21 protein-coding genes are annotated in these 25,694 nt (G+C 54.0%); 7 read left to right on the plus strand and 14 right to left on the minus strand.

All coding sequences use genetic code 11. From position 1 onward, the window contains the following. Window position 1: 1 nt before the first annotated feature. The 8 genes from ABGB15_RS07575 to ABGB15_RS07610 all read right to left on the minus strand — a co-directional run bounded on the left by ABGB15_RS07575 (window position 2) and on the right by ABGB15_RS07610 (window position 10,003). Window positions 2-1,027, minus strand: a complete 1,026-nt coding sequence (locus ABGB15_RS07575) for an ABC transporter permease (protein WP_152081651.1) — start codon at window positions 1,025-1,027, stop codon at window positions 2-4. Further along, window positions 1,027-2,121, minus strand: a complete 1,095-nt coding sequence (locus tag ABGB15_RS07580) for a microcin C ABC transporter permease YejB (protein ID WP_152081650.1) — start codon at window positions 2,119-2,121, stop codon at window positions 1,027-1,029. The genes ABGB15_RS07575 and ABGB15_RS07580 overlap by 1 nt, the downstream gene beginning before the upstream one ends. A 9-nt stretch (window positions 2,122-2,130) precedes the next feature. After that, complete coding sequence (locus ABGB15_RS07585; protein WP_215722369.1) at window positions 2,131-3,936, minus strand: extracellular solute-binding protein; 1,806 nt, start codon at window positions 3,934-3,936, stop codon at window positions 2,131-2,133. Between the two features lie 76 nt (window positions 3,937-4,012). Further along, entirely contained in the window at window positions 4,013-5,566 is a 1,554-nt protein-coding gene (locus ABGB15_RS07590) for a cyclic di-GMP phosphodiesterase (RefSeq protein WP_152081648.1), read from the minus strand. A 126-nt stretch (window positions 5,567-5,692) separates the two neighbouring features. Then, window positions 5,693-6,262, minus strand: coding sequence for a bifunctional murein DD-endopeptidase/murein LD-carboxypeptidase (gene mepS / locus ABGB15_RS07595; protein ID WP_152081647.1), 570 nt, complete (start codon window positions 6,260-6,262; stop codon window positions 5,693-5,695). 416 nt (window positions 6,263-6,678) lie between these two features. Continuing rightward, window positions 6,679-7,392 carry a phosphatase PAP2 family protein gene (locus ABGB15_RS07600; RefSeq protein ID WP_152081646.1) on the minus strand — a complete coding sequence of 238 codons (714 nt, stop codon included), beginning with the start codon at window positions 7,390-7,392 and terminating at the stop codon, window positions 6,679-6,681. Window positions 7,393-7,426: 34 nt separating this feature from the next. Further along, window positions 7,427-8,413 carry a GTP-binding protein gene (locus ABGB15_RS07605; RefSeq protein ID WP_215722368.1) on the minus strand — a complete coding sequence of 329 codons (987 nt, stop codon included), beginning with the start codon at window positions 8,411-8,413 and terminating at the stop codon, window positions 7,427-7,429. Between the two features lie 123 nt (window positions 8,414-8,536). Further along, window positions 8,537-10,003, minus strand: a complete 1,467-nt coding sequence (locus ABGB15_RS07610; RefSeq protein WP_215722367.1) for a mannitol dehydrogenase family protein — start codon at window positions 10,001-10,003, stop codon at window positions 8,537-8,539. Between the two features lie 203 nt (window positions 10,004-10,206). Here ABGB15_RS07610 and uxuA point away from each other — a divergent pair, with 203 nt between their 5' ends. After that, on the plus strand, window positions 10,207-11,397 hold the full coding sequence (gene uxuA, locus ABGB15_RS07615) for a mannonate dehydratase (protein WP_152081643.1): 1,191 nt from the start codon (window positions 10,207-10,209) through the stop codon (window positions 11,395-11,397). A gap of 116 nt (window positions 11,398-11,513) precedes the next feature. On the opposite strand, the gene yeiP is transcribed toward uxuA, so the two are convergent. Then, the gene (yeiP, locus tag ABGB15_RS07620) at window positions 11,514-12,086 is read right to left on the minus strand and encodes an elongation factor P-like protein YeiP (protein WP_008500940.1); all 573 of its coding nucleotides are present in this window, start codon (window positions 12,084-12,086) and stop codon (window positions 11,514-11,516) included. A gap of 164 nt (window positions 12,087-12,250) precedes the next feature. On the opposite strand from yeiP, the gene ABGB15_RS07625 reads away from it, so the two are divergent. Beyond that, window positions 12,251-12,505, plus strand: coding sequence for a YkgJ family cysteine cluster protein (locus ABGB15_RS07625; protein ID WP_215722366.1), 255 nt, complete (start codon window positions 12,251-12,253; stop codon window positions 12,503-12,505). Here the strand turns inward: ABGB15_RS07625 and setB are convergent. Continuing rightward, the gene (gene setB / locus ABGB15_RS07630; RefSeq protein ID WP_152081641.1) at window positions 12,502-13,683 is read right to left on the minus strand and encodes a sugar efflux transporter SetB; all 1,182 of its coding nucleotides are present in this window, start codon (window positions 13,681-13,683) and stop codon (window positions 12,502-12,504) included. The two genes, ABGB15_RS07625 and setB, sit on opposite strands and share 4 nt — an antisense overlap. 358 nt (window positions 13,684-14,041) lie before the next feature. Here setB and fruB point away from each other — a divergent pair, with 358 nt between their 5' ends. The 3 genes from fruB to fruA are packed head-to-tail and all read left to right on the plus strand — an operon-like array spanning window position 14,042 to window position 17,812. Next, window positions 14,042-15,172: a fused PTS fructose transporter subunit IIA/HPr protein gene (gene fruB, locus ABGB15_RS07635; protein ID WP_215722365.1), complete on the plus strand. Its 1,131-nt coding sequence runs from the start codon at window positions 14,042-14,044 to the stop codon at window positions 15,170-15,172. Next, a complete protein-coding gene (gene fruK / locus ABGB15_RS07640; protein ID WP_152081639.1) occupies window positions 15,172-16,110 on the plus strand; it encodes a 1-phosphofructokinase in 939 nt (312 codons plus the stop codon). Before fruB ends, fruK begins: the two co-directional genes overlap by 1 nt. Window positions 16,111-16,126: 16 nt before the next feature. After that, entirely contained in the window at window positions 16,127-17,812 is a 1,686-nt protein-coding gene (gene fruA / locus ABGB15_RS07645; protein WP_215722364.1) for a PTS fructose transporter subunit IIBC, read from the plus strand. Between the two features lie 74 nt (window positions 17,813-17,886). Here the strand turns inward: fruA and nfo are convergent, their stop codons facing one another. Continuing rightward, window positions 17,887-18,744, minus strand: coding sequence for a deoxyribonuclease IV (nfo, locus tag ABGB15_RS07650; protein WP_215722363.1), 858 nt, complete (start codon window positions 18,742-18,744; stop codon window positions 17,887-17,889). Between the two features lie 64 nt (window positions 18,745-18,808). Next, the gene (locus tag ABGB15_RS07655) at window positions 18,809-19,855 is read right to left on the minus strand and encodes a YeiH family protein (RefSeq protein WP_369064151.1); all 1,047 of its coding nucleotides are present in this window, start codon (window positions 19,853-19,855) and stop codon (window positions 18,809-18,811) included. Window positions 19,856-19,953: 98 nt separating this feature from the next. On the opposite strand from ABGB15_RS07655, the gene yieE reads away from it, so the two are divergent. Together yieE and ABGB15_RS07665 are read left to right on the plus strand one after the other, a co-directional pair. Further along, complete coding sequence (gene yieE, locus ABGB15_RS07660) at window positions 19,954-20,820, plus strand: DNA-binding transcriptional regulator YeiE (protein WP_215722361.1); 867 nt, start codon at window positions 19,954-19,956, stop codon at window positions 20,818-20,820. Between the two features lie 181 nt (window positions 20,821-21,001). Next, complete coding sequence (locus ABGB15_RS07665) at window positions 21,002-22,471, plus strand: amino acid permease (RefSeq protein WP_215722360.1); 1,470 nt, start codon at window positions 21,002-21,004, stop codon at window positions 22,469-22,471. Window positions 22,472-22,525: 54 nt separating this feature from the next. Here the strand turns inward: ABGB15_RS07665 and ABGB15_RS07670 are convergent, their stop codons facing one another. Together ABGB15_RS07670 and fghA are read right to left on the minus strand one after the other, a co-directional pair. Continuing rightward, the gene (locus tag ABGB15_RS07670) at window positions 22,526-24,511 is read right to left on the minus strand and encodes a ligand-gated channel protein (RefSeq protein ID WP_215722359.1); all 1,986 of its coding nucleotides are present in this window, start codon (window positions 24,509-24,511) and stop codon (window positions 22,526-22,528) included. Window positions 24,512-24,771: 260 nt separating this feature from the next. After that, window positions 24,772-25,608, minus strand: a complete 837-nt coding sequence (gene fghA / locus ABGB15_RS07675; protein ID WP_215722358.1) for an S-formylglutathione hydrolase — start codon at window positions 25,606-25,608, stop codon at window positions 24,772-24,774. Window positions 25,609-25,694: the final 86 nt, after the last annotated feature.

Raw genomic sequence — 25,694 nt, forward strand, 5'->3', positions numbered from 1 at the left:
GTCATACCGCCTTGTTGGGATCAAAGGCATCGCGCACGGCTTCGCCAATAAAGATCAGCAGCGAGAGCAGCACTGCCACAGAAAGAAATGCGGTAATCCCCAGCCAGGGAGCCTGAAGGTTATTTTTTCCCTGTAACAGCAGTTCACCAAGCGATGGTGAACCGAGCGGTAACCCGAAACCGAGAAAATCGAGCGAGGTCAAGGTGGTGATCGAGCTGCATAAAATAAATGGCAGGAAGGTGAGGGTGGCGACCACGGCGTTAGGGAGCATATGGCGGAAGATAATTCCGCGATCGCTCACACCCAGCGCCTGAGCGGCACGGATGTAATCAAAATTTCGCGTGCGCAGAAATTCAGCGCGGACAACGCCGACCAACGCCATCCAGCCGAACAGGACGGTAATTCCCAGTAGCCACCAGAAATCAGGCTGCACTACGCTTGAAAGCAAAATGATCAGGAAAAGGGTCGGCATCCCGGACCAGACCTCAATCACGCGCTGTCCCCAGAGATCGATTTTACCGCCGTAATAGCCCTGAACGGCACCCGCCACGACGCCCATCACGCTGGAAAACAGCGTCAGCATCAGCCCGAAGAGGATAGAGATCCGCGTGCCGTAAAGAATGCGCGCCAGCACATCACCGCCGTTGGCATCTGTGCCCAGCCAGTTTTGCCGTGAGGGTGGCGACGGGAACGGAGTCTCGGTGGAATAGTTAATGCTGTTCGCGCCAAAACGAACCGGTGCCCAGAGCGCCCAGCCGTGCTGTTCAATCTGGTTGCGTAGCCACGGGTCCTGATACTCGGCCGGAGTAGCAAACGGGCCGCCAAAATCACTCTCGCTGTACTGGGTGAGTACGGGGACATACCAGCGGTCATTAAAGTGCACCAGCAGGGGCTTATCGTTGGCAATCAGTTCAGAGCATAGGCTTAATACAAACAGCACGGCAAAAATCCACAGCGACCAGTAACCGCGGCGGTTATGGCGAAAGCGAGCCCAGCGGGCCTGGTTGACGGGGCTTAAACGCGGCATTAGCGGCCCTCAAAATCGATTCGGGGATCAACCAGCGTATAGCTGATATCACTGATGATATTCAGCAGCAGGCCAATCAGGGTGAAAATGTAGAGTGTGCCAAACATGACCGGATAATCACGCGACACGGTTGCTTCATAGCCCAGCAGCCCCAGGCCGTTCAGCGAAAACATCACTTCTATCAGCAGCGAGCCGGTAAAAAACATACTGATGAACGTGGCCGGAAATCCGGCGATCACCAGCAGCATGGCGTTGCGGAAAACGTGCTTCCACATGATCTGCTTCTCACCGACGCCTTTTGCGCGCGCGGTGACGACATACTGTTTACGGATCTCATCCAGAAACGCGTTCTTGGTCAGCATGGTTAGCGCTGCGAAACCGCCAATCACGGTAGCGAGCACTGGCAGGGTAATATGCCAGAAATAGTCTGTGATTTTTTGATACCACGGCAGGGTGCTGAAATCGGCGGACACTAACCCACGCAGCGGGAAGATGTCGAAATAGCTCCCTCCGGCGAAAAAGACGATCAGCAGTACGGCAAACAGGAACGCCGGGATCGCGTAACCGATGATGATCAACGTGCTGCTCCAGATATCGAAACGGCTGCCATTGTAGACGGCTTTACGGATACCCAGCGGAATGGAAACCAGATAGATGATCAGCGTTCCCCAGAGTCCCAGCGTGATGGAGACGGGCAGGCTCTGTTTAATCAGCGTCAGGACGGATGCGCTGCGAAACAGGCTGTCGCCAAAATCGAAACGCACGTAGTCCCACAGCATGGTGAAATACCGCTCGTGGAGCGGTTTATCGAAGCCATAGCGATGGACGATCTCGGCAATGACCTCCGGGTCCAGCCCGCGGCCGCCACGGTATTGGCTCTCGCTGATATTGCCTGTGCCGGTTCGGGCATGGCTTGCACCCATACCTTCGCCCCCGCCGCCAGGCATACCGCTGGTGTTGCCAAACTCAATGGCGGCGATCGCCTGATCGACCGGGCCGCCAGGGGCGATTTGCACGATAAAAAAGTTAATGGTGATGATGGCCCACAGCGTCGGTATAACCAACAGCAGACGGCGGATCAGGTAAGCACCCATCGTAGTTCCTTAACGCCGCTCAGCGGGGAGTCTGGCGGCTTTATTGACGTCGTACCACCATGTGTCAAAGCCCAGGGTGTAAACAGGGCGCACAGATGGCTGAGAGAATTTGTCCCAGAAGGCAATGCGATCTTCGCCCATATACCACATGGGCAGCATGTAATAATTCCAGGTTAATACTCTGTCGAGCGCCCGACCCAGTGGCACAAGTTTCTCTTTATCACCTTGTGCTGCCACGATTTTGGCGATCAGCGCATCCACTGCCGGGCTTTTAACGCCCGGTGCATTGTAGGAAGAATCAATATAGCGGGAATCCCAGGTGATCTGCAGATCTGTGCCGGGCCACGGTTGCGCCGCATACAGGCGTTGCATCATGTCGTAATCCCGGCTGCGCATGCGGTTGGTGATTTGCGCGTTATCCACCTGGCGGATATTCAGGGTTATCCCCAGTCGTTCAAGATTCTGTTTAAAGGGTAGCACCCACTGGTTGTTTGCGCCTGAGGAGAGCAAAAGCTCAAAACTCAGCGGCTTACCCGTTTGCGCATTGACGCGTTTTTGATTTTTCAGCACCCAGCCTGCTTCATCCAGCAGCGTACTGGCTTTTAACAGATTATCGCGATCGAAGCCCTTGCCGTCGGACTCAGGCGGTTCAAACACGGTGGTAAACACTTCTGGCGGCAGTTCCGCTTTCAGCGGAGCCAGCAGGACCAGTTCGTCGGCGTTTGGGTAGTTGCGCGCGGCATATTCGGTATTCTGGAAATAACTGTTGGTACGGCTGTATGCCCCGTAAAACAGCGCTTTGTTCATCCATTCAAAATCAAAGGCCAGGGTGATGGCCTGACGTACCCGGCGGTCGGCAAATACCGGGCGCTGGATATTAAACGCCAGCCAGCGGGTATCCTGCGCGGACTCATTTTTATGTTCGTCTTTGACGATATAACCTTTTGTGAAATTTTTACCGATATAGCGGGTTGCCCAGTTCTTTGCGCTGTTCTCCACACGAAAATCGAAAGCTCCCGCCTTAAACGCCTCGAACGCCACGTTATCGTCGAGATAATAATCATAGCGAAGGGTGTCGAAATTCCAGCGGCCACGGTTTACCGGGAGATTGGCCGCCCAGTAATCTTTGACGCGGGAATAGATCACATACTGCCCCATGCGCCAGTCGGTGATACGGTACGGGCCACCTGCCAGTGGCGGGGTGGAGAGAGGGTCGCTGAGTTTATGGTTTTTCCAGAATGATTCCGGCATAACGGGAAGTGAGAACAGGCTCAGCATGTTCTCTTTGTTCGGTTCGCTCAGTTCGATGCGCACCGTCAGCGGCGCAATGGCTTTCACCGTTGCGCCTTTATACACCAGACGGAACTGGGGAACGCCCTCGGTCATAAATTTATGGAACGTGAACGCGATGTCGCTGGCTTTAACCGGTGTGCCATCATGAAAACGCGCCCGTGGATTAATTGAAACTTCCGCCCAGGCAAAATTATCCGCGTAGCGAACGTTGTCTGCCACCAGCGGGTAGTAGCTGCCGGGTTCATCATCAGAGGTGACAAAGAGGGTGTCGTAGAGGGATTCTGTCCTTGCTGCTGCCACGCCGCGCAGCGCGTAGCGGTTGAAGTTATCAAAGGTGCCCATCGCAGAGAGCGTGACATTTCCGCCTTTGGGCGCGGCAGGGTTCACATAATCAAAGTGGGTAAAGTTAATTGCGTACTTTGGCTCACCAATGACGGCAAACGCCGTGCTTTCTTTGATGGTCTGCGCCTGGCTGGACAGGCTTACTAATGCCAACAGCATCAACACGAAGCGCATAAACATCTTCCGGCGGCTCCCTTTTTTATCCTGACGTACTCAATTAGGGTGAATGATAATTGACGCCGCTCGCATTGTGAAATTATTCACCGGGCGTCACGTCAGGTTGCCATTTACTGAATTGCTCCAGCGGCATGGGGCGGCTGATCCAATAGCCCTGCAGGAAATTAACGCCATGCTCACGCAGCCAGACGGCCTGCTCCGGCGTCTCTACACCTTCCGCAACCGTCGACATATTCAACCGCCTTGCCAGCGTCAGTACCGCGTCAAGCACCGGTGATGTCACCGTTTCGGTGCCAATGGCGTTCACAAAGCCCCGATCGATTTTGAGGTAGTCCATTGTGAAACGTTCTAGATAAATCAGCGCGCTGTGCCCGGTGCCGAAATCATCAATCGCAATCTCAAAACCTTCGTTGTGCAGCCATTCAAACAGCGACTTGGCCTCACGTTGATTAATCATGTCACGTTCCGTTATTTCCAGTACGGTCTGGAAATGATCCTGCGGCAGGGCTGCATTAAAGGCGCGTATATCCTCTTTAAAACTTTCTGCGTGCAGGTGGCCTGGCGCAATATTAATACCGAGTTTTGCGCCTGGAGGGAGTACAGTCTGCAGCACCGGGGCATCGCGTATAATCAGATCAAAGAGATGCAATGTCAGGGGGACAATCAGTTGCTGCGCTTCGGCAAAATTGATAAAGGCATCCGGCGGGATCTCTCCCATCGTGGGGTGCTTCCAGCGCATTAAGACTTCAACGCCGCGCATTTTAAGCGCTTTTGCATCCACCACCGGTTGATAAACCACGTAAAACTGACCGAGCTTAATGGCGGTTAAAATCTCTTTTCCTGGATTCAGGCGAATGGTGAGAATGTAGTAATTAAGCGAACCGGCTGCAATGCCGCAAACCAGACCGAAAAACAGGGCAAACAGCAGTTCATCGGTCGTCCATGCTTCGGCATAGAGCTTGATGGTAAGAGGAACTCCTCTAAGCGTGGCGGTGCGGGCCGGTTTTTCGTGCAAATCTTGCGCTTTAATCAGGGCACCGGACATGGTTGTTAATGCCTGATCACCAATGATCACGGCGATGCCCGCGAACTCATCCTGGCGCGCCGTATAAAGAAGATACGGTGTTAAATTGATATTAACGGAAGTAAACACACCGCCATCTTTCACCAGCGGGTTTCGATACCAGATGGCTATCGCCGGTTTGTTGGGCAGCATTGGCGTGCCTGGCAGGAGCGCCATATCGATCGGTTTAGTGATATGAAGCTCGGGAATAAGCTCCTCCATGGGGGTGTCCATCGGGCCTGTTGCCGATGAGCAGAATGCTTTTTTATCCCGGACCAGTAAAAAGGCCCGCACGTTGATACTGAAGGCCGCGCGAGAAGTCAGCTCTGCGCTCACCTCCTGACAGTTATTCAGCGTGAGAGGCTGGAGCGTATCGATCGAGGCTTTAAGCTCCTCAAAATAGCTTTCCATGTACACGCTCAAGTCCGAAATCAGGGTATCGGACTTCACGTCTCTTTTGTGGTAGCTCCAGAAAAATTGCAACGAACCCAGGAGCAGGGCAATGAACAGGCCAGTAAAGATACTGAGGACGAGGATCTTACGGTTGCTGGAGAAGTAGCGGGTGAACATAGACGTCGTGCTTCCTGAATTGCCGCTGAATGTACTCAGTGTAACGGGCAAAAAAAAACACCGCCGGAGCAGTGCTTTTTTCATCGTATCGCCAGCCAAGGGATAACCAACGATACGACAGTAATATTAACTACGGGTCAGAACACGGCGTGCTTCGTTGTAACGCTTCTTCCAGTATGGCTCGTTCATGCTGGAGATCGTCACACCGCTGCTGGTGGACGCGTGTACGAACTGGTCGTTGCCAATATAGATGCCAACATGTCGACCTGTAGAACCTGCACGGAACAGGACTAAATCACCCGTGCGCAGCTTGGTGCGAGAAATCGACTTGCCCATTTCCTGCTGTTCATAGGTTGAACGCGGAAGATCTAACCCAAATTGCTCGCGGAAAGTACGCTGTACGAAGCCGGAACAATCAATACCTTTTTTCGTGCTGCCGCCCAGACGATAACGCACGCCTTTCCAGTCAGCATACTGGTCCATAATACGGGACTTCACGTCCAGATTACGTACCATGTTTTCAAATTCATCCTGAGAGGCTTGCAGTGAAGAGGAATCTTCCATTCCCACAACACGCGTCTCAGGATGCATATTCTTCGCGGTGTTCGTTGTACTACATGCAGAAAGCAGAACCGCCACTGCTATCGCCGGGATACCCCGCAAGATATATCTCAAAATCGGTTGAGATTTGACCATTTTGTTTATTTTCCCTTGAAGTCCTTAACGACAAATATCGTTATAAAAATGCCAACCGTGACGAGACTAAATATCTGTTCACATTGAGACAATTCTTTCTGGTCAGATTTGTGGTGTAACGCACAAATTTATTCACCACGATAATAATTATCTCAGTGAGGCAAAACGAGTCTGAGATTAACCGATTGCGTAGGGCATTGCGAGTAAAAATAACCATTTTTTTATAAGAAATTGTGATACAGAAAGTGAATAACCGGGATTGCTTAAAATGGCAGCAGATCGGGTTAAAAAGCATGCAACATGTTCATTTATATCATGAATAATGTGACGTAATGATGACAGAAAACGTGAAAAAGGCGGGAGAATGTATCAGGGATCGACAATGATCCCTGATGGATGAGGTTAATTTGAGTTAATTATTTGTTTATTGCTTGTTGCATTTTGCCGGGAAGATAGCGATCAAAAAGCGCAATAAGCCGATCGCTTAATGGCGTCATCAGGCACCACGGCAAACCAATCAACACGGCGGAAAGTGAACCAACCGCAATATCCGACAGCCAGTGAGCGCCGATCATGACGCGCGGGAATGCAAATACCACAACAATCATCAGGGCTATAGCGAACGCTTTTTTGCCGAAATAACGCAGCATGAACGCGGAAAAAATAAGCAGCATCATGCCATGATCGCCGGGGAAACTATCCTTCGAGGCGTCTTTCGTTGAAATATGCAGCAATTCGCTGACGCGGTTAATATTCGGGAAATAGAGTGAAGGGCTGGCGCGTTTTACCGGCATCAGATGTTGTGCCAGCTGGTTAACGATTACCGCGGTCAGCAGCATTACCAGACCAATAATCATAATGCGGCGGCGTCCTGACTTGTCCTCCTTCAGCCAGAAAGAGAGCATCAGGCAGCCCATCGCCAGCAGCGAGCAGCCGTCGAAGGCGCGGTTGTTGGTGATGGCTACCAGCCACAGGAACGCCTGACTCTTTACCAGCGCCTGGTTAAAGAAGTGAAAAAGCCCGGAATCCAGCGGGAACCAAAAACCGTGGTTCACCGGCAAATACCAGGAGAAGAACAGCGCCAGGCCAGCGGCGTTAAGCAGCAGAATCAAAGGAAATCGAGTTGTCATCATTCTTCAGCAAGCAGTTAAATCAGGGGCAACGTTAGCCGCCGGAAGTTAAACGAATCTTCAACAGGCTGGACTGTAATGTGTTCCAGTCGGTGTTAACCGCACTAATTAGCTCTATTCGACTATCAGGCGGCGCAACATTCTGCGTTTCAATAAAGAAATCTTCACCCTGACGATTAATACGAACCAGACCGTCCTGGGTGCGCATAATGCCTTTAACGCGATCGACGGGCGCCAGCCTCGCCCACTCAAGTATACCAATGGTGTCGAAAACCGTGTCGGCATCGAAAATCCACCCGCACGCCTGATGTCCCTGGCCGCTGTTCAGGTTTCGCCGCCAGCGCTGATGTTCCGGCAGGCTCAATGCCGCCAGACCTTGCTTTACGCCATGACTATGGTTGTGTTCTGCGCTGGATGGCAGTTCAGCCAGGTTCAGGCGAGGGCGATCCAGCAGGGCGCTGTCAATCTTCCCCTGAGTGGTCTGAATACGCTGACGCCCGTTACCTGAACGTTGCCACCAGGCATCGAACGCGGCCTGGCTTTCTGCCGTAGCGCGATCTTCTTTATTCGCCACGATGATGTCTGCAGAAGCGAGTTGATCGCGGAAGTTCTCATTATTCACCGTTTTCTCATCCAGCAACTGGCGAGGATCGAGAAGGCACAGCGTGGCTCGCAGGTCGATCCATGGCTCATAAACCGGCGCGGTCAATAAATCGAGAATTTGCTTCGGGTGGCCCAGACCGGTGGGTTCAATCAACAGACGATCGGGTTTGCCCTGGCGCAGCAGCGTGTTCAGTCCAACCTGCATGGGCAGGCCATTCACGCAGCACATACATCCGCCAGGGATCTCTTTAATCATCGCGCCGCTGTCGGCCAGCAACGCGCCATCAATACCGACTTCGCCAAATTCATTGACCAGAACGGCCCATTTCTCTGCCGGATCTTTATTTGCCAGCAGATGCAGAATCGAGGTGGTTTTACCGCTACCGAGAAAACCGGTGATCAGGTTGGTTTTGGTCACGTGCGCTCCGATAAATAATCGTGATGCTTTAACAATTATCTATCATCCTGACGAAAAAACGGTGCAATGAGAAGAGGGCGGGCGAACGGAGGGCATTTCCGTTCGCCTTAAACGCAATAATCGTTAAATATTTAACGTCTCGACAACGGCCTGACGCGCACCGTGGCGAGCAACACGCTGGTACGCCTGGCTGACGGCCTCTACGAACTCAGGAGACTGCGGCAGGTCGTGACCAAAGATTTCACTCAGCCCAAGCAGAGCATTAACACGTTCCGCATCGCTGCTGGCGTCAACAATGGCGCGGATCTTATCGCTGAGCGGGTCGCGAACATCAATGCTGTGGCCGCGTTCATCTACGCCGCTGACGTAGCGCATCCAGCCTGCGATACCCAGCGCCAGTAATGGCCACGCGGTTTTGTGCTCAAGATGCACCCGGACACCGTCCAGCATGCGCTGAGGCAGTTTCTGGCTACCATCCATCGCGATTTGCCAGGTCCGGTGCTGTAACGCCGGGTTGGCAAAACGGTCAATAAGGCTATCGGCGTAAGCAATAAGGTCGACGCCAGTGATATGCAGCGTAGGGGCTTGTTCATCCAGCATTAAACGGCGCGCGGCCTCACGGAAGCTGTCATCCTGCATACATTCATTAATATGCGCGTAGCCAGCGAGATAACCGAGGTACGCGAGGAAAGAGTGACTGCCGTTGAGCATTCGCAATTTCATTTGCTCCCAGGGTAAAACGTCCTCCACCATTTGCACACCCGCCACTTCCCAGTCCGGGCGTCCGGCGACAAACTTATCTTCCACAACCCACTGAATAAACGGTTCACTGCTGATGGCGCAAGGATCTTCAACACCCAGTTCCTGCGTGATTTCCGCCAGCGAAGCGTCGGTGGCGGCCGGGACAATCCTGTCGACCATGGTGCCAGGGAAGCTGACATGGGCATCGATCCACCCGGCAAGCGCCGGGGAACGCTTCTGAGCCATACCGAGTACGGCATTTTTTACCACGTGACCGTTATCAGGAATGTTGTCGCAGGAGAGCACGGTGAAGGCCGGCAGATTGCGATCGCGACGACGGCTGAGTGCTTCGACCAGAATACCGGGCGCGGAATGGGGTTCAGTCGGGTTTTCCAGGTCATGAAGAATACGGGCATTTTGCATATCCAGCTTGCCGGTGGCCGGGTCGATGCAATAGCCTTTTTCAGTGATGGTGAGCGAAACAATCGCCACCTGCGGTTCGCAAAATTTCTCAATAATGGCAGCCAGCGAGTCCAGTTTTGCATTCAGGCACTCATGAACAGCCCCCACGATGATCGGTTGATTTCCTTCCGCGCCTTTTTCCAGCACGGTGAAGAGGTGATCCTGCGCGCGAAGCTGGCTCATCAGGACATCGCCGCTGAACAGGCTAATCTCACATATCCCCCAGTCACCGCCTTTGGCATTGAGCACTCTGTTTGTTAACAACGCCTGATGCGCGCGGTGAAACGCACCAAACCCAAAGTGGACGATGCGCGAGCGTAATAGCGTGCGATCGTAGCGAGGCTGCTGGACATGGGCAGGAAGCGCGGTGGAGGCAATAGTCTTCATGAAGTACACACCTGATTAACCATTAATTAACAATGGCAGTGTAAAGTTATATGACAACAAATTGAATTGGTAAGCCGTAAATATCCCTGTTATGTGAGATTGATCAATCAATGCAGCGGGCTGTGTTGACCCTTTTTCGTAAACATGTATGGTAGTCGTCATCGCAGTATCACATATTGGTATAACAACTTGAGGGGTGGGTAATGGAACAAACCTGGCGTTGGTACGGGCCGAACGATCCGGTTTCTCTTGATGATGTGCGTCAGGCTGGCGCAACGGGTGTCGTTACGGCGCTGCATCACATTCCTAACGGCCAGGTATGGCCGGTAGACGAAATTAAAAAGCGCCAGGCACTGCTGGCGGAAAAAGGCTTAACCTGGTCTGTTGTTGAAAGCATTCCGGTTCATGAAGATATTAAAACCCATTCCGGCGAATATAAAACCTGGATCGCCAACTACCAGCAGAGCATTCGTAACCTCGCAGCCTGCGGTATTGATACCGTCTGCTATAACTTTATGCCGATTCTGGACTGGACGCGCACCGACCTTGAGTATCAACTTGCTGACGGCTCCAGAGCGCTGCGCTTTGACCAGATCGCTTTTGCCGCATTCGAGCTGCATATCCTGAAACGTCCTGGCGCAGAAGCGGACTACACCGCGGAAGAGCAGCAGCAGGCCCTGCAGTGGTTCAATGCAGCCAGCGAAGCGGACATCGAAAAGCTGACCCGCAACATTATCGCGGGCCTGCCGGGAGCAGAAGAAGGTTATACCCTGGATCAGTTCCGTGCGCGTCTGGCGGAGTATGGCGATATCGATAAAAATCAGTTGCGTGAAAACATGGCGTACTTCCTGCGCGCGATTGTGCCTGTTGCAGAAGAGGCGGGCGTGCGCCTGGCTATTCATCCTGACGATCCACCGCGTCCAATCCTCGGTCTGCCGCGTATCGTTTCTACCATTGAAGACATGCAGTGGCTGAAAGAGACGGTAGATAGCATTTATAACGGCTTCACCATGTGCACCGGCTCTTACGGCGTGCGGGCAGATAACGACCTGGTCCGGATGATCGAAACCTTTGGCGATCGCATTCACTTCACGCACCTGCGGGCAACCTGCCGTGAAGAGAACCCGAAAACCTTCCACGAAGCGGCGCATCTTGGCGGCGACGTGAACATGGTCGCGGTGGTGGATGCCATTCTGGCCGAAGAGCTGCGTCGTAAGCATGCGGGAGATACCCGCCCGATCCCGTTCCGTCCTGACCACGGACATCAGATGCTGGACGATCTGCGCAAGAAAACCAATCCAGGCTATTCGGCGATTGGCCGTCTGAAAGGGATGGCGGAAGTGCGCGGCGTGGAGCTGGCGCTGAAGATGACGAAGTATCCGGAGCTTCTGTAAGCTCTGTCGCCTGGTGGCGCTACGCTTAACGTGCCTACGAAAAACCGGCCTGAGAGCCGGTTTTTCGTGTTTTGTAGGTCGGGTAAGGCGAAGCCGCCATCCGACAAATGCCGCAATCAGTCAGCGCGACCCATATAACGTTTTTCTTCGATATGGATGCGGATTTTCTCGCCAGCAGACAGATACTCAGGAACCTGCACAACCAGACCGGTGGTCAGGGTAGCCGGTTTGTTGCGCGCACTTGCAGACGCGCCTTTGATGCCTGGTGCGGTTTCAACGATTTCCAGATCCACCGTCTGTGGCAGTTCCAGCGCCAGCAGCACGCCATCCCACGTCAGAACCTGCATATCCGGCATACCGCCTTCAGGAATGAACAGCAGTTCTTCTTCGATCTGATCTTTGGTGAAGATATAGGGGGTGTAATCTTCTTTATCCATGAACACGTACTCGTTGCCGTCGATGTAAGAGAAATCAACATAGCGACGGGTCAGGGTCACGGTATCAACGATATCGTCACCTTTGAAACGTTCTTCAACCTTCAGGCCGGTACGAACATCGGCGAAACGCATTTTGTACAGCGTTGCTGCACCACGGGCGCTGGGGGCCTGAATATCGATGTCTTTCACAATCAGCAGCTTGCCGTTGTAATTCAGTACCATACCTTTCTTAATTTCATTCGCTCTTGGCATTGCAGTAATCCTGTTTACGGGAGGTAAAAAATATCGCGCCAAATTACTCGCGCGCGGCCTTTCAGGCAAGCGGAATTCGTGGCTTTTGCTATCAATACATAAAAGGTGTTACTGTGCGCCCAATGCCTGACTGCGCGGGCGTTCGTCACCAATAGAGAGCATTTATGGATTGTCGTCCAGATTGTGGCGCGTGCTGTACCGCACCGTCCATTTCAAGCCCCATTCCAGGAATGCCGGAGGGCAAGCCTGCCAATACCCGTTGCGTTCAGCTCTCTGAAACCAACCTGTGCATGATCTTTGGCTCGCCCCTGCGCCCGAAGGTGTGTGCCGGGCTTCAGCCTTCAGCGGAAATGTGCGGTAACACGCGCGCCGAGGCCATGACATATCTTCTTGAGCTTGAGTCGCTCACCGCACCTTAAACGTCTTTAATCCGCGTCAGGCAGGTTATGGTCAGGACGCACATCACCAGTGCAATCCAGAACACTGAATGATAATTCCAGATCTCAGCAACGATACCCGCCATTGAGCCTGCAATAATCCAGCCTACACGGGTCGTATTAGTATAAAGGGTGGTGGCGGAGCCTGCCTGTCCTGGCATCAGATCCTGGAAGTAGAGCATGCCAATCCCGGCCAGAATGCCGATATAGATGGCGTTCAGCAGCTGTAAAGCCAGCAGCAACGCTGGCGTATGTACCGTCAGCATACCGATGTAGAACAGCAGCCCCGCGACGGCGGCAATCCGCATTAAAAAACGCTTCCCGAAACGCTTCGCGTAATAGCCTGCAATCAGCATCGTCGGGATCTCAAGCCCTGCTGCAGTGCCCATCATGATCCCCGCCAGCTTCTCCGGCAGATGCAGCTCATCAATAATAAACAGCGGCATATTAATAATGTAGAGGCTATTGGTTCCCCACATCAGCGTACAGATGATGAATAACAACAACGCATCACGGCGGTTGCGGCGCGGAGCTTCGAGCGTTCCGGTCGCGACTTTTGGCTCTTTGCGCATCGACGGGAGGAAGAACCACACCATCGCGCCGCACACCACAAACGCGACAGCCGCGCTCAGGTACATCACCGTAAAGCCAAAGCCCATCGCCAGTGCGTAAGCCAGCGGCGGACCAATCACCCATGCCAGCGACACCTGCGCGCGTAATATAGAGCTGAACATCACCGCTTCACGTCCGGTATGGTCGGCATGCTCGCGGGCAAGTGCGAACATCTGCGGGTTAGCGGTAGAGCCGAAGCTGCTCAGGAATACGCCCACAAACAGCAGAACGAAATAGTTACGGTTCCAGGCAAACAGCACACAGGCAAAGACGCCCAGTAAGCAGCAGAAGACGATCAGGCTTTTGCGGTCGCCTTTTTTGTCGGAGCGTCCGGCGAGAAACTGGCTGACCAGAATGCCGATAATGGCGCTTCCGGTAAAGAAGAAGCCGACCATCGCCGGACGGGCATGGACTTCGTTGGTCAGAAATAAACTCAGCGTTGGTGTTTGTAACGCACCGGCAATTCCGGTGAGGAAGGCAACAATCAAAAACGCCGTTGACGTCAAATCAAAGGGCTTTGGTGAGGCGGCAGCGGGGGTGTTATGCATCTTTCACGATCGGCAGTTCATAAAGAGACGCGGAGTGTACGCCGCCTGTCAGAAAATAAACAGATGCTCCGATCAATTTCGCTACGAAAAATCAAAATAGCATTTCAGGTTACGATTTCAGGCTGAACATTGCTGAAATGTGCCTGCTGAACGTCAGCAATATTAGCTGAACGATGAAGAAATGTGCTGCGTATCTAACTTCTGAAATCAGAATTGTAACTTTTCTTGCAACATATTGGAGAAAGAGCAAGACTTCTTGAAACGTTTCAGCGCTACCTTGTTTTAACTAACGGAGCAGGTTAGCGCATTTTTTCTCAATTAAGCTGAAACGATTCAATTTCAGCAGGAGAGGAGAACCATGTTCCAGTTATCTGTTCAGGATATCCACCCGGCCGCGCAGGCCGGGAATAAAGAAGAGGCTATTCGCCAGGTTGCCGCTGCCCTTGTGCAGGCGGGCAACGTGGCTGAAGGCTATGTTGATGGCATGCTGGCTCGCGAGCAGCAGACGTCGACCTTCCTTGGCAATGGCATTGCCATTCCACACGGCACGACCGACACACGCGACCAGGTGCTGATAACCGGCGTTCAGGTTTATCAGTTCCCTCAGGGTGTGGTGTGGGGCGAGGGCCAGGTGGCTTATGTGGCGATCGGTATTGCCGCCAGCAGCGACGAACATTTAGGTCTGCTGCGTCAGCTGACGCATGTGCTGAGTGATGACTCCGTGGCTGAACAGCTGAAATCCGCCACGACAGCGGAAGAGCTGCGCGCCTTGCTGATGGGTGAAAAGCAAAGCGAAGCGCTGAAACTGGATAATGAAACGTTGACGCTGGATGTCGCCGCTTCCGATCTGGTCACGCTGCAGGCACTGAATGCGGGGCGTCTGAAAGAAGCCGGTGCGGCAGATGCCAGCTTCGTGACGCGTGCGATTAATGATAAGCCGTTGAATCTGGGCCAGGGTATCTGGCTGAACGACAGTGCTGAAGGGAACCTGCGTAGCGCTATTGCCGTCAGCCGCGCGGCCACCGCGTTTGACGTTGAAGGTGAACGCGCTGCAGTGCTTGTTACCGTCGCGATGGCCGATGAACAGCCGGTTTCCGTGCTGAAGCGTCTGGGCGATCTGCTTATGAACAATAAAGCTGAAAAACTGCTGAATGCGGATGCTGCCACTCTGCTGGCCCTGCTGACCAGTGACGATGCGCTGACTGACGACGTGCTGAGTGCTGAGTTTGTGGTCCGAAATGAACACGGTCTGCATGCCCGTCCGGGCACCATGCTGGTGAACACCATCAAGCAGTTCGAAAGTGAAATCACCGTCACCAATCTGGACGGTTCTGGCAAGCCGGCCAATGGCCGTAGCCTGATGAAGGTTGTCGCGCTGGGCGTGAAGAAAGGTCACCGTCTGCGTTTTACCGCACAGGGGGCAGATGCTGAACAGGCGCTGAAAGCGATTGGCGATGCCATCGCGGCCGGTCTGGGGGAGGGCGCATAATGAGCAGACGTGTTGCGACAATCACGCTGAACCCGGCTTACGACCTGGTGGGCTTCTGCCCGGAAATTGAGCGCGGTGAAGTTAATCTCGTGCGTACCACTGGCCTGCATGCTGCGGGTAAAGGGATTAACGTAGCGAAAGTGCTTAAAGATCTGGGTATTGATGTCACCGTGGGCGGCTTCCTCGGCAAAGATAACCAGGACGGTTTCCAGCAGCTGTTCAGCGAGCTGGGTATTGCGAACCGTTTCCAGGTGGTTCAGGGCCGTACCCGTATCAACGTAAAGCTGACGGAGAAAGACGGTGAAGTGACCGATCTGAACTTCTCTGGTTTTGAAGTCACGCCGTCCGACTGGGAACGTTTTGTTAACGATTCCCTGACCTGGCTCGGACAGTTCGACATGGTGTGCGTGAGCGGCAGTCTGCCGTCCGGCGTAAGCCCTGAAGCCTTCACCGACTGGATGACGCGCCTGCGCAGCCAGTGTCCGTGCATTATCTTCGACAGCAGCCGTGATGCGCTGGTCGCAGGTCTGAAAGCCGCGCCGTGGCTGGTGAAGCCAAACCGTCGCGAACTGGAGATCTGGGCTGGCCGTAAGCTGCCAGAATTAAAAGATGTCATTGAAGCTGCTCATGCGTTGCGCGAGCAGGGTATCGCTCACGTGGTGATTTCTCTTGGTGCAGAAGGTGCGCTGTGGGTTAACGCCTCTGGCGAATGGATTGCCAAACCGCCGTCGGTCGATGTTGTCAGCACCGTTGGCGCAGGGGATTCCATGGTCGGCGGCCTGATTTACGGCCTGCTGATGCGCGAATCCAGTGAACATACGTTACGTCTTGCCACCGCCGTTGCGGCCCTGGCCGTGAGCCAGAGCAATGTCGGTATTACCGATCGTACCCAGTTAGCCGCGATGATGGCGCGCGTTGACTTAAAACCTTTTAACTAACAGCAGGAGAGGAATAATGAAAACGCTGCTGATCATTGACTCCGGTCTCGGACAGGCTCGCGCCTATATGGCGAAGACGCTGCTGGGCGCGGCGGCACAAAAAGCACACCTGGAGATTATCGATAACCCAGGTGATGCCGAGCTGGCGATTGTTCTGGGCGATAAAATCCCGGCGGACAGCGCACTGAACGGCAAAAAAGTGTGGCTGGGCGATATCAATCGCGCGGTTGCGCATCCGGAGCTGTTCCTGAGTGAAGCGAAAAGCCATGCGTCGGTCTACAGTGCCCCCGTTGCTGAGGCACCTGTTGCAGCGTCTGGCCCGAAACGCATTGTCGCCGTAACGGCTTGCCCGACGGGTGTGGCACATACCTTTATGGCTGCTGAAGCCATTGAAACCGAAGCGAAAAAGCGCGGCTGGTGGGTGAAAGTTGAAACACGTGGCTCCGTAGGTGCAGGCAATGCGATCACGCCTGAAGAGGTGGCTGAAGCCGATCTGGTGATTGTCGCAGCGGATATCGAAGTGGATCTGGCGAAGTTTGCCGGAAAACCGATGTACCGCACCTCTACCGGCCTGGCGCTGAAAAAGACGGCGCAGGAGTTTGATAAAGCGCTGGCTGAAGCCAGGCCTTATCAGGCAAGCGGCGCGGCGAAAACCGCTACCGAAGGGAAAAAAGAGTCTGCGGGCGCGTATCGCCACCTGCTGACCGGTGTCTCTTACATGCTGCCGATGGTAGTGGCAGGCGGTCTGTGCATCGCGCTTTCTTTTGCATTTGGTATTGAAGCGTTTAAAGAGCAGGGCACGCTGGCTGCTGCGTTGATGCAGATTGGTGGTGGCTCCGCGTTTGCGCTGATGGTGCCGGTGCTGGCTGGTTTTATTGCCTTCTCCATTGCTGACCGTCCTGGCCTGACGCCGGGTCTGATCGGCGGTATGCTGGCAGTAAGCACCGGTTCCGGTTTTATCGGCGGTATCATTGCGGGCTTCCTGGCGGGTTACGTCGCGAAACTGATCAGCTCAAAGCTGAAGCTGCCACAAAGTATGGAAGCGCTGAAACCGATTCTGATCATCCCGCTGCTCTCCAGTCTGGTGGTCGGTCTGGCGATGATTTACCTCATTGGCAAACCGGTTGCGGGTATTCTGGAAGGTCTGACCCACTGGCTGCAAACCATGGGGACGGCGAACGCGGTTCTGCTGGGCGCTATCCTCGGTGGCATGATGTGTACCGATATGGGTGGTCCGGTAAACAAAGCGGCATACGCGTTTGGCGTGGGCCTGCTGAGTACCCAGACCTACGCGCCAATGGCAGCGATTATGGCGGCGGGTATGGTGCCTCCATTGGCTCTCGGTCTGGCAACGATCGTTGCCCGTCGTAAGTTCGATAAAGCACAGCAGGAAGGTGGCAAAGCGGCGCTGGTGCTGGGCTTGTGCTTCATCACCGAAGGGGCGATCCCGTTCGCGGCGCGTGACCCAATGCGTGTTCTGCCTTGCTGTATCATCGGCGGTGCGGTTACGGGTGCGATTTCCATGGCGGTTGGTGCGAAACTGATGGCTCCGCACGGCGGTCTGTTCGTACTGCTGATCCCTGGCGCAATCACGCCGGTGCTGGGTTACCTGCTGGCGATTATCGCGGGTACTCTGGTGGCGGGTCTGTCATATGCGGTGCTGAAGCGTCCGGAAGCGGACGTGGTAGCGAAAGCAGCCTAAACGATGTGTCGGGTGGCGGTTACGCCTTACCCGACCTGCAAAAAAGCCGGGTCGCATTAAGCACCCGGCTTTTTTTATGCCGCGTGTTCTGCGGTTTGCTGTGCCTTCAGCCAGGCAATCTCTTCCGCCCAGATATCCGGATTAATAGTCTCAAGCACCATCGGAATACCGTCGAAGCGGGTATCCTGCATAATAAACCGGAACGCATCGTGGCCGATATTGCCTTCACCGAGGCTGTGGTGGCGGTCGACGCGGCTGCCGAACGCGCTTTTCGCATCGTTCAGGTGCATCCCGCGCAGGTACTGAAAGCCCACGATGCGCTCGAACTCATCGAAGGTATCTTTTGTTGCCTCGATGGTGCGCAGGTCATACCCGGCCGCAAACGCGTGGCAGGTATCAATACACACGCCGACGCGGGATTTGTCTTCCACACCGTCAATAATCGCCGCCAGATGTTCAAACTTAAAGCCGAGGTTGCTGCCCTGACCGGCGGTATTTTCGATGACCGCCGTGACGCCTTTGGTTTTATCCAGCGTGATGTTAATGGACTCAGCAATGCGCGCCAGACAGGCATCTTCGTCAATCTGCATCAGATGACTACCGGGATGGAAGTTCAGCAGCGTCAGCCCAAGCTGTTCGCAGCGCTGCACTTCATCGAGAAACGCCTCACGGGATTTTTCCAGCGCCTCTTCGACCGGGTGGCCGAGGTTAATCAGATAGCTGTCATGAGGGAGAATTTGGCCCGGCCCGAAGTGGTATTTCTCGCAGGCGGCTTTGAAATCATCAATCACTTCAGTGGTAAGCGCGGCAGCACGCCACTGGCGCTGGTTTTTGGTGAACAGGGCGAAAGCGGTCGCCTCGATTTCGGCGGCACGAATGGCGGCATTCGCCAGGCCACCTGCAGCGCTGACGTGCGCTCCAACGTATTTCATAAAGGGACTCCTGTTAACCCGAAATGCCTATGATAGCGGGTTAACAGGAGAAGGATGTAGTGGTTTATGCCATCAGGCTGTGAACCGCGAGGTTAATCGCGCCACCGCCAACAATCAGCCAGATAAAGAGCACCAGTGCCATCAGCAGCGGTTTCGCACCGGCTTTTTTCAGCGCACTGACGTGAGTGGTCACCCCCAGCGCCGCCATTGCCATCGCCAGCAGTACCGTATCCAGCGTGACCAGCATATCCACCAGCGCTTTTGGCAACAGATGGAAAGAGTTAAATATCGCTACCACGATAAACAGGATCGCAAACCACGGAATGGTGATTTTGCTTTTCTGGTTACCGCCTGCCGGAGCCAGCTGTTTGACTCTTGCCGCCAGGATAATCAGGAACGGGGCCAGCATCATCACGCGCAGCATTTTGGCTATCACCGCCGCGTTTTCCGCTTCCGGATTAATGGCGTGACCAGCCGCCACCACCTGCGCCACTTCATGCATGGTTGAGCCAATATACATGCCATAGGTTTCCGGGCTAAACCAGTGAGCAACCAGCGGATACATGGCCGGGTAAAGGAAAATCGCCAGCGTACCGAAGATAACGACGGTCGCTACCGCTACGGTCACTTTGCTGGATTCCGCTTTCACCACCGGTTCCGTTGCCAGCACTGCCGCCGCACCGCAGATGCTGCTGCCCGCGCCAATCAGCCAGCTGGTTTGTTTATCCAGTCCGAATACTTTCTGTCCGATAACGCACGCCAGTAAAAACGTGCTGGTCAGCGTCAGGACGTCAATGGCGATCCCGCTTACGCCGACATCCGCAATCTGCGAAAAGGTGAGACGGAAGCCGTAAAGAATGATCCCCAGGCGCAGCAAGTGCTGCTTAGCAAAAATCACGCCGCCGTCGCAGGATTTCCAGATATGCGGATAAACGGTGTTTCCAACCACCATGCCGAGCAAAATAGCCAGCGTTAAGGCACTGAATCCTGCCCCCGCGACAGCCGGAATGCTGCCGCTCCATAACGCCACGCCAGTCACCACGGCGCTGAGCGCCAGGCCCGGCACGACGTGCCACAATGTACGATGATGCTGTAAGGTGAGTTCTGACATAACCTTCTCCTTTGTCTGGCTAAAAGGTTACGGCGCGCTGGCTTAAAAATAAAATTGATTATATATTTATAATCAATCTTTATAAGTGGTAAGCAATCATGCACATTACATTGCGTCAGCTGGAAGTTTTTGCCGAGGTGCTGAAGAGCGGGTCGACGACACAGGCGTCGCAGATGCTGGCTCTCTCGCAGTCTGCGGTCAGCGCCGCGTTAACCGATCTTGAAGGGCAGCTCGGCGTGCAGCTTTTCGACAGGGTAGGGAAGCGGCTGGTGGTCAATGAACATGGCCGCCTGCTGTACCCGCGCGCACTGGCGCTGCTGGAGCAGGCGACGGAAATAGAACAATTGTTCCGCGAAGACAACGGTGCGATCCGTGTTTATGCCAGTAGTACGATTGGGAACTACATCCTGCCGGAAGTGATTGCCCGCTATCGCCGGGATTTCCCGACCCTGCCGCTGGAGATGAGTGTCGGTAATAGCCAGGATGTGATTAACGCGGTGATCGATTTCCGCGTGGATATTGGCCTGATCGAAGGGCCATGCCATAACGTGGATATCATTGCAGAGCCCTGGCTGGAAGATGAACTGGTGGTGTTCGCGTCACCGGCCTCTTCATTATTACAGGGCGAAGTCACGCTGGAGCGCCTGGCACAGGCGCAGTGGATTTTGCGTGAGCAAGGCTCCGGTACGCGTGAAATTGTCGATTACCTGCTGCTGTCGCACCTGCCGCAGTTCCAGCTTGGGATGGAACTGGGGAACTCCGAAGCCATCAAGCACGCGGTACGCCACGGTCTGGGGATCAGTTGCCTCTCTCGCCGGGTGATTGTCGAGCAGCTTGAGGCCGGCACACTGGTTGAAATCCCGATTCCGTTGCCGAAACTGGTGCGCACGCTGTGGTGCATTCATCACCGCCAGAAACATCTTTCCAGTTCTTTGCAGCGCTTTTTGCGCTATTGTGAAATCTGAAAAACTCCCCGGTGGCGCTTCGCTTTCCGGGGCTACTCGTACTTTTCACCCCGCTTTTTCTGCTTTACTTATAATCCTGGCCGAGTCATGAAGCTCTCTTATAACTGCGTATTTCTGCCAGATGGAACGCTTATCGTCTGCTACAATCGCGCCTCATTTATTAGATGGACAGCATTTTCACATGGTTTCAGAAACTAAAACCACAGAAGCGCCCGCGCTACGTCGCGAACTCAAGGCGCGTCACCTGACGATGATCGCCATCGGCGGTTCAATCGGTACAGGTCTTTTCGTTGCCTCTGGCGCAACCATTTCGGCAGCAGGCCCTGGTGGGGCACTTTTCTCTTATATCCTGATTGGCCTGATGGTCTATTTCCTGATGACCAGTCTGGGCGAACTGGCGGCATATATGCCGGTGTCGGGTTCGTTTTCAACCTACGGTCAAAAATACGTTGAAGAAGGCTTCGGTTTCGCACTGGGCTGGAACTACTGGTACAACTGGGCGGTAACCATCGCCGTTGACCTGGTCGCCGCACAGCTGGTGATGACCTGGTGGTTCCCGGATACGCCAGGCTGGATCTGGAGTGCGCTGTTCCTGGCCGTGATTTTCCTGCTGAACTACATCTCCGTTCGCGGTTTTGGTGAAGCGGAATACTGGTTCTCTTTGATTAAAGTGGCAACCGTCATCATCTTTATCGTCGTCGGTGTGGCGATGATCGTTGGTATTTTCAAAGGCACTGAACCGGCGGGCTGGAGCAACTGGACCATAGGCGATGCGCCGTTTGCCGGTGGCTTCTCGGCGATGATTGGCGTGGCAATGATTGTTGGCTTCTCCTTCCAGGGAACCGAACTGATTGGTATCGCGGCCGGTGAATCCGAAAACCCGGAGAAGAACATTCCGCGCGCGGTGCGTCAGGTGTTCTGGCGTATCCTGTTGTTCTACGTGTTCGCCATCCTGATTATCAGCCTGATCATCCCTTATACCGATCCAAGCCTGCTGCGTAATGATGTGAAAGACATCAGCGTTAGCCCGTTCACCCTGGTCTTCCAGCATGCTGGTCTGCTTTCTGCGGCGGCGGTGATGAATGCGGTTATCCTGACGGCGGTGCTCTCTGCGGGTAACTCCGGCATGTACGCGTCCACCCGTATGCTCTACACCCTAGCCTGCGACGGTAAAGCGCCGTGCATTTTCTCGAAACTGTCTCGCGGCGGCGTGCCGCGCAACGCGCTGTATGCCACTACGGTGATTGCCGGTCTGTGCTTCCTGACCTCAATGTTCGGTAATCAGACGGTGTACCTGTGGCTGCTGAATACCTCCGGGATGACGGGCTTTATCGCCTGGCTGGGCATTGCTATTAGCCACTATCGTTTCCGCCGCGGCTATGTGATGCAGGGGCATGATCTGAATGACCTGCCGTACCGTTCAGGTTTCTTCCCGCTGGGGCCGATTTTTGCCTTCGTGCTGTGCCTGATTATTACGCTTGGTCAGAATTACGAGGCGTTCTTGTCAGATACCATCGACTGGGGTGGCGTGATGGCGACCTACATTGGTATTCCGCTGTTTTTGGCTATCTGGTTTGGTTACAAACTGGTGAAAGGCACGCACTTCGTTCGCTACAGTGAAATGGATTTCCCGGAACGATTTAAACAATAACCGCACTTCCTCTCTTTAAGCCCGCTCAGTTGAGCGGGCTTTTTTGTATGAGGATCAGAAGCTGTACGTCATGCCAACAGTGTAACGACGGCCATCAAGTACGGTGTCATAGGTGTCGTAATCAATCTGCTTATCAAGCACGTTGTAAACCCCGGCAGTAACCAGCAGGTTCTTATTCGCGTTGTAGCGCAGACCAACGTCAACCTGAGTATAAGAAGGCGTGCCCTGAGACATAGAGGTACGGCTCAGGTACTCAGAGGTTTTGCCACGAAGATTCAGACGGCTCCAGAAGCCAACGTCCGGCGTTGCCTGCCAGTCCAGGGTGGTGTTGAACATATGCTTCGGCATTTTGTTCAACGGTTTGCCGGAGAACTGGCCGCTTTTCTGCTCAGATTCCGTATAGGTGTAGTTTGCCGTCCAGTTCACATCTCGCGTGATTTTCCAGCCGAAGGTGGATTCCACGCCGCGCATGTTAGCTTTATCGACGTTGACACGGTCGCTGACGAAATCATAGGTGTAGTCGCCAATAGTACACGCGGGATCGGACCTGCTGTTACAGCGGCGAACTTCGGTGATCTTGTCTTTAAAGTCGGTATTAAACAGCGTCACCCCTGCGTTCAGGTTGTCGTTGTTATCCCAGAGCAGGGCAATCTCTTCGCTCAGGCTCTTTTCGGGTTTCAAATCCGGGTTACCGACGATAATACCGTCAAGGCGTCCACCACCGGTGACCTGGCCCCAGTTCGCAGAAGACTGGCGCAGATCCGGCGCACGATAGCCCGCAGAAACCCCGCCTTTCAGCGTCCACTGATCGGCCAGATGCCACACACCGTAGCCGCGTGGCGTCCAGTTCGTACCGTAGTTCTGGTCTTTATCCATACGCAGACCGCCGGTCAGCGTGAAGGTATCGGTCATTGCCCATTCATCTTCGGCAAACAGCGCCCAGCTCCAGCGTGTCAGCTTATTCAGCCCATCGGCTGCTTCCAGCTGGTTGCCGTTATCGCGCAGTTTCTCGTAGCGATACTGTCCACCCAGCGTCAGGGTATGATCGCCCAGGAAGATCTGGTTCTGGTTGTTGAACGTGGTGTTGTAAGAACGCATTTCGCGTTCCGGGTTATTGGTCTCTTCCTGCTGGATATAGCTGGTGGTATTGAAGTCGCTGTAATAACCGCTGTGGGTTAAAGCCCAGGTCGTATGTTCGTAACGCGTTTCACTTTTGGTGTTTGGCGTACAGGTATTTCCGCGACAGGTTTCTTCCGCTTTTGACATACCCGGCGTGCTGTTCCTGTCCTGAAGTTCACGGGCAAAATCGAGGTCGAAATCATTTTGCTCGTCCGGCGTGAAGTTCAGCGTGATGCCACCGTTACGCATCTTCTGCTCGTTATAGCCGTTCTCAATTTTATCTTCTGCGCGACGTGACAGCAGCCCCGTCACTTTTGCCCCAAGCAGGCCGTCAATCAGTGGACCAGAGGCGTAGGCGTTGGTCTGGAAAATATCACCGGAATCACTGTTTTCCTGGAATGTGGCATCGCCGTGCAATGAGCCGGTCCAGGCTTTGGTATTTGATACTTTTTTGGTGATGACGTTAATTACGCCGCCCATCGCATCAGAACCATAGAGGGAAGACATTGGCCCACGAATAACCTCAATGCGCTCGATGGATTCCAGCGGCGGCAGCCAGCCCTGTTCGATACCCGAGTTGTCGCTATTCGGGCGGGTGCTTCGGGTGCTGATACGCTTACCGTTGACCAGGAAAAGCGTGTACTGGGAAGCCATGCCGCGGATGCTAATATCGCTGCTGCTGCCACCGCCGGTTACAACGACGCCCGGCACATCTTTCAGCGCATCGGTGACGTCGCGATAAGCCTTATCTTCAATCTGCTGTTTTGAAATGACGGAGATTGACGCGGGAGCATTCTGGATCTTTTGTTCAAAACCCGTCGCGGTGACGACAACGGTATCCTGATCGGCTGCGTAAACGAATGGGGGAAGTGTGGCGACGCCAATGGCGACGGCCAGTGCCTTAACGCGAGGTATAGTCATTTGTACATTCCGTATAAAAATGAAAAAACTCCATCGGGATAACCCTGAGAACTGTATGTATTTGTCTTGTAAGAACTCTTTGTGATGTGGAATTGTACAAAAGAATGTAGAATTGTAAACACAAATGATAATTGAAATCATTTGTGTTTGATTGTGTGGCGAGAAAATAGCGCGGATTCAAACGGATAGATTAATGTAAAGAATGTAAGAGGGGAGAAGGCCCGGTAAACGAAACGCCACCGGGCATAGCAGGAGGGCCTTTATCTGAACAGATGCTCCGCATGGAAGCGGAGATGATCCTCAATAAAGGACGCAATAAAGTAGTAGCTGTGATCGTAGCCGGGTTGAATACGCAGCGTCAGCGGCCAGTCTTTCTGGCGTGCTGCTTCAGCCAGTACCGCAGGCTGTAGCTGACCGGCGAGGAACTGATCTGCATCGCCCTGATCGATAAGCGTCGGAATCGCATCTTTCGCCTCGCTTGCCAGCAACAGGGCACAGCTGTCCCACGCCTGCCATTTTTCCGCATCATCACCCAGATAATTCGCGAACGCTTTCTGCCCCCACGGCACCTGCGCTGGATTCACGATCGGCGCAAAGGCTGACACGCTGGTATATTTTCCTGGGTTTTTCAGCGCCAGAATCAGCGCGCCGTGTCCGCCCATAGAATGGCCGCTGATCGCGCAGCGTTCGCTGACGTCAAACTGCGTTTGCACCAGCGCAGGCAGTTCGTCGCGAACATAGTCGTACATACGGTAATGGCTCGCCCACGGCTGACGGGTGGCGTTCAGATAGAACCCGGCACCTTTACCTAAATCATATCCGGCATCATCGGCGACATCATCCCCGCGCGGGCTGGTGTCTGGCATGACCAGTGCAATGCCCAGCTCCGCCGCAATGCGCTGCGCACCGGCTTTAGTGGTGAAATTCTCGTCGTTGCAGGTTAAACCCGACAGCCAGAACAGAACCGGAGGCTTAACGCCATCTTTGGCCGGCGGCAGAAAAATGCTGAACGTCATGGCGCAGTTCAGAACGGTGGAGTCGTGCCGCCAGCGCTGCTGTCGGCCTTCAAAACAACGATGCTCTTCGAGCAGTTCCATGCAGGGCTCCTCAGTGCGATTTGCTATTCATAAAACCCATAATACAGAGTTTTCATTTACCTGTGAGCAACTTTCACTTTCGCAAG

This window comes from Enterobacter sp. MALB-1 (assembly GCF_041021625.1).
GTDB classification, from domain to species: domain Bacteria; phylum Pseudomonadota; class Gammaproteobacteria; order Enterobacterales; family Enterobacteriaceae; genus Enterobacter; species Enterobacter oligotrophicus.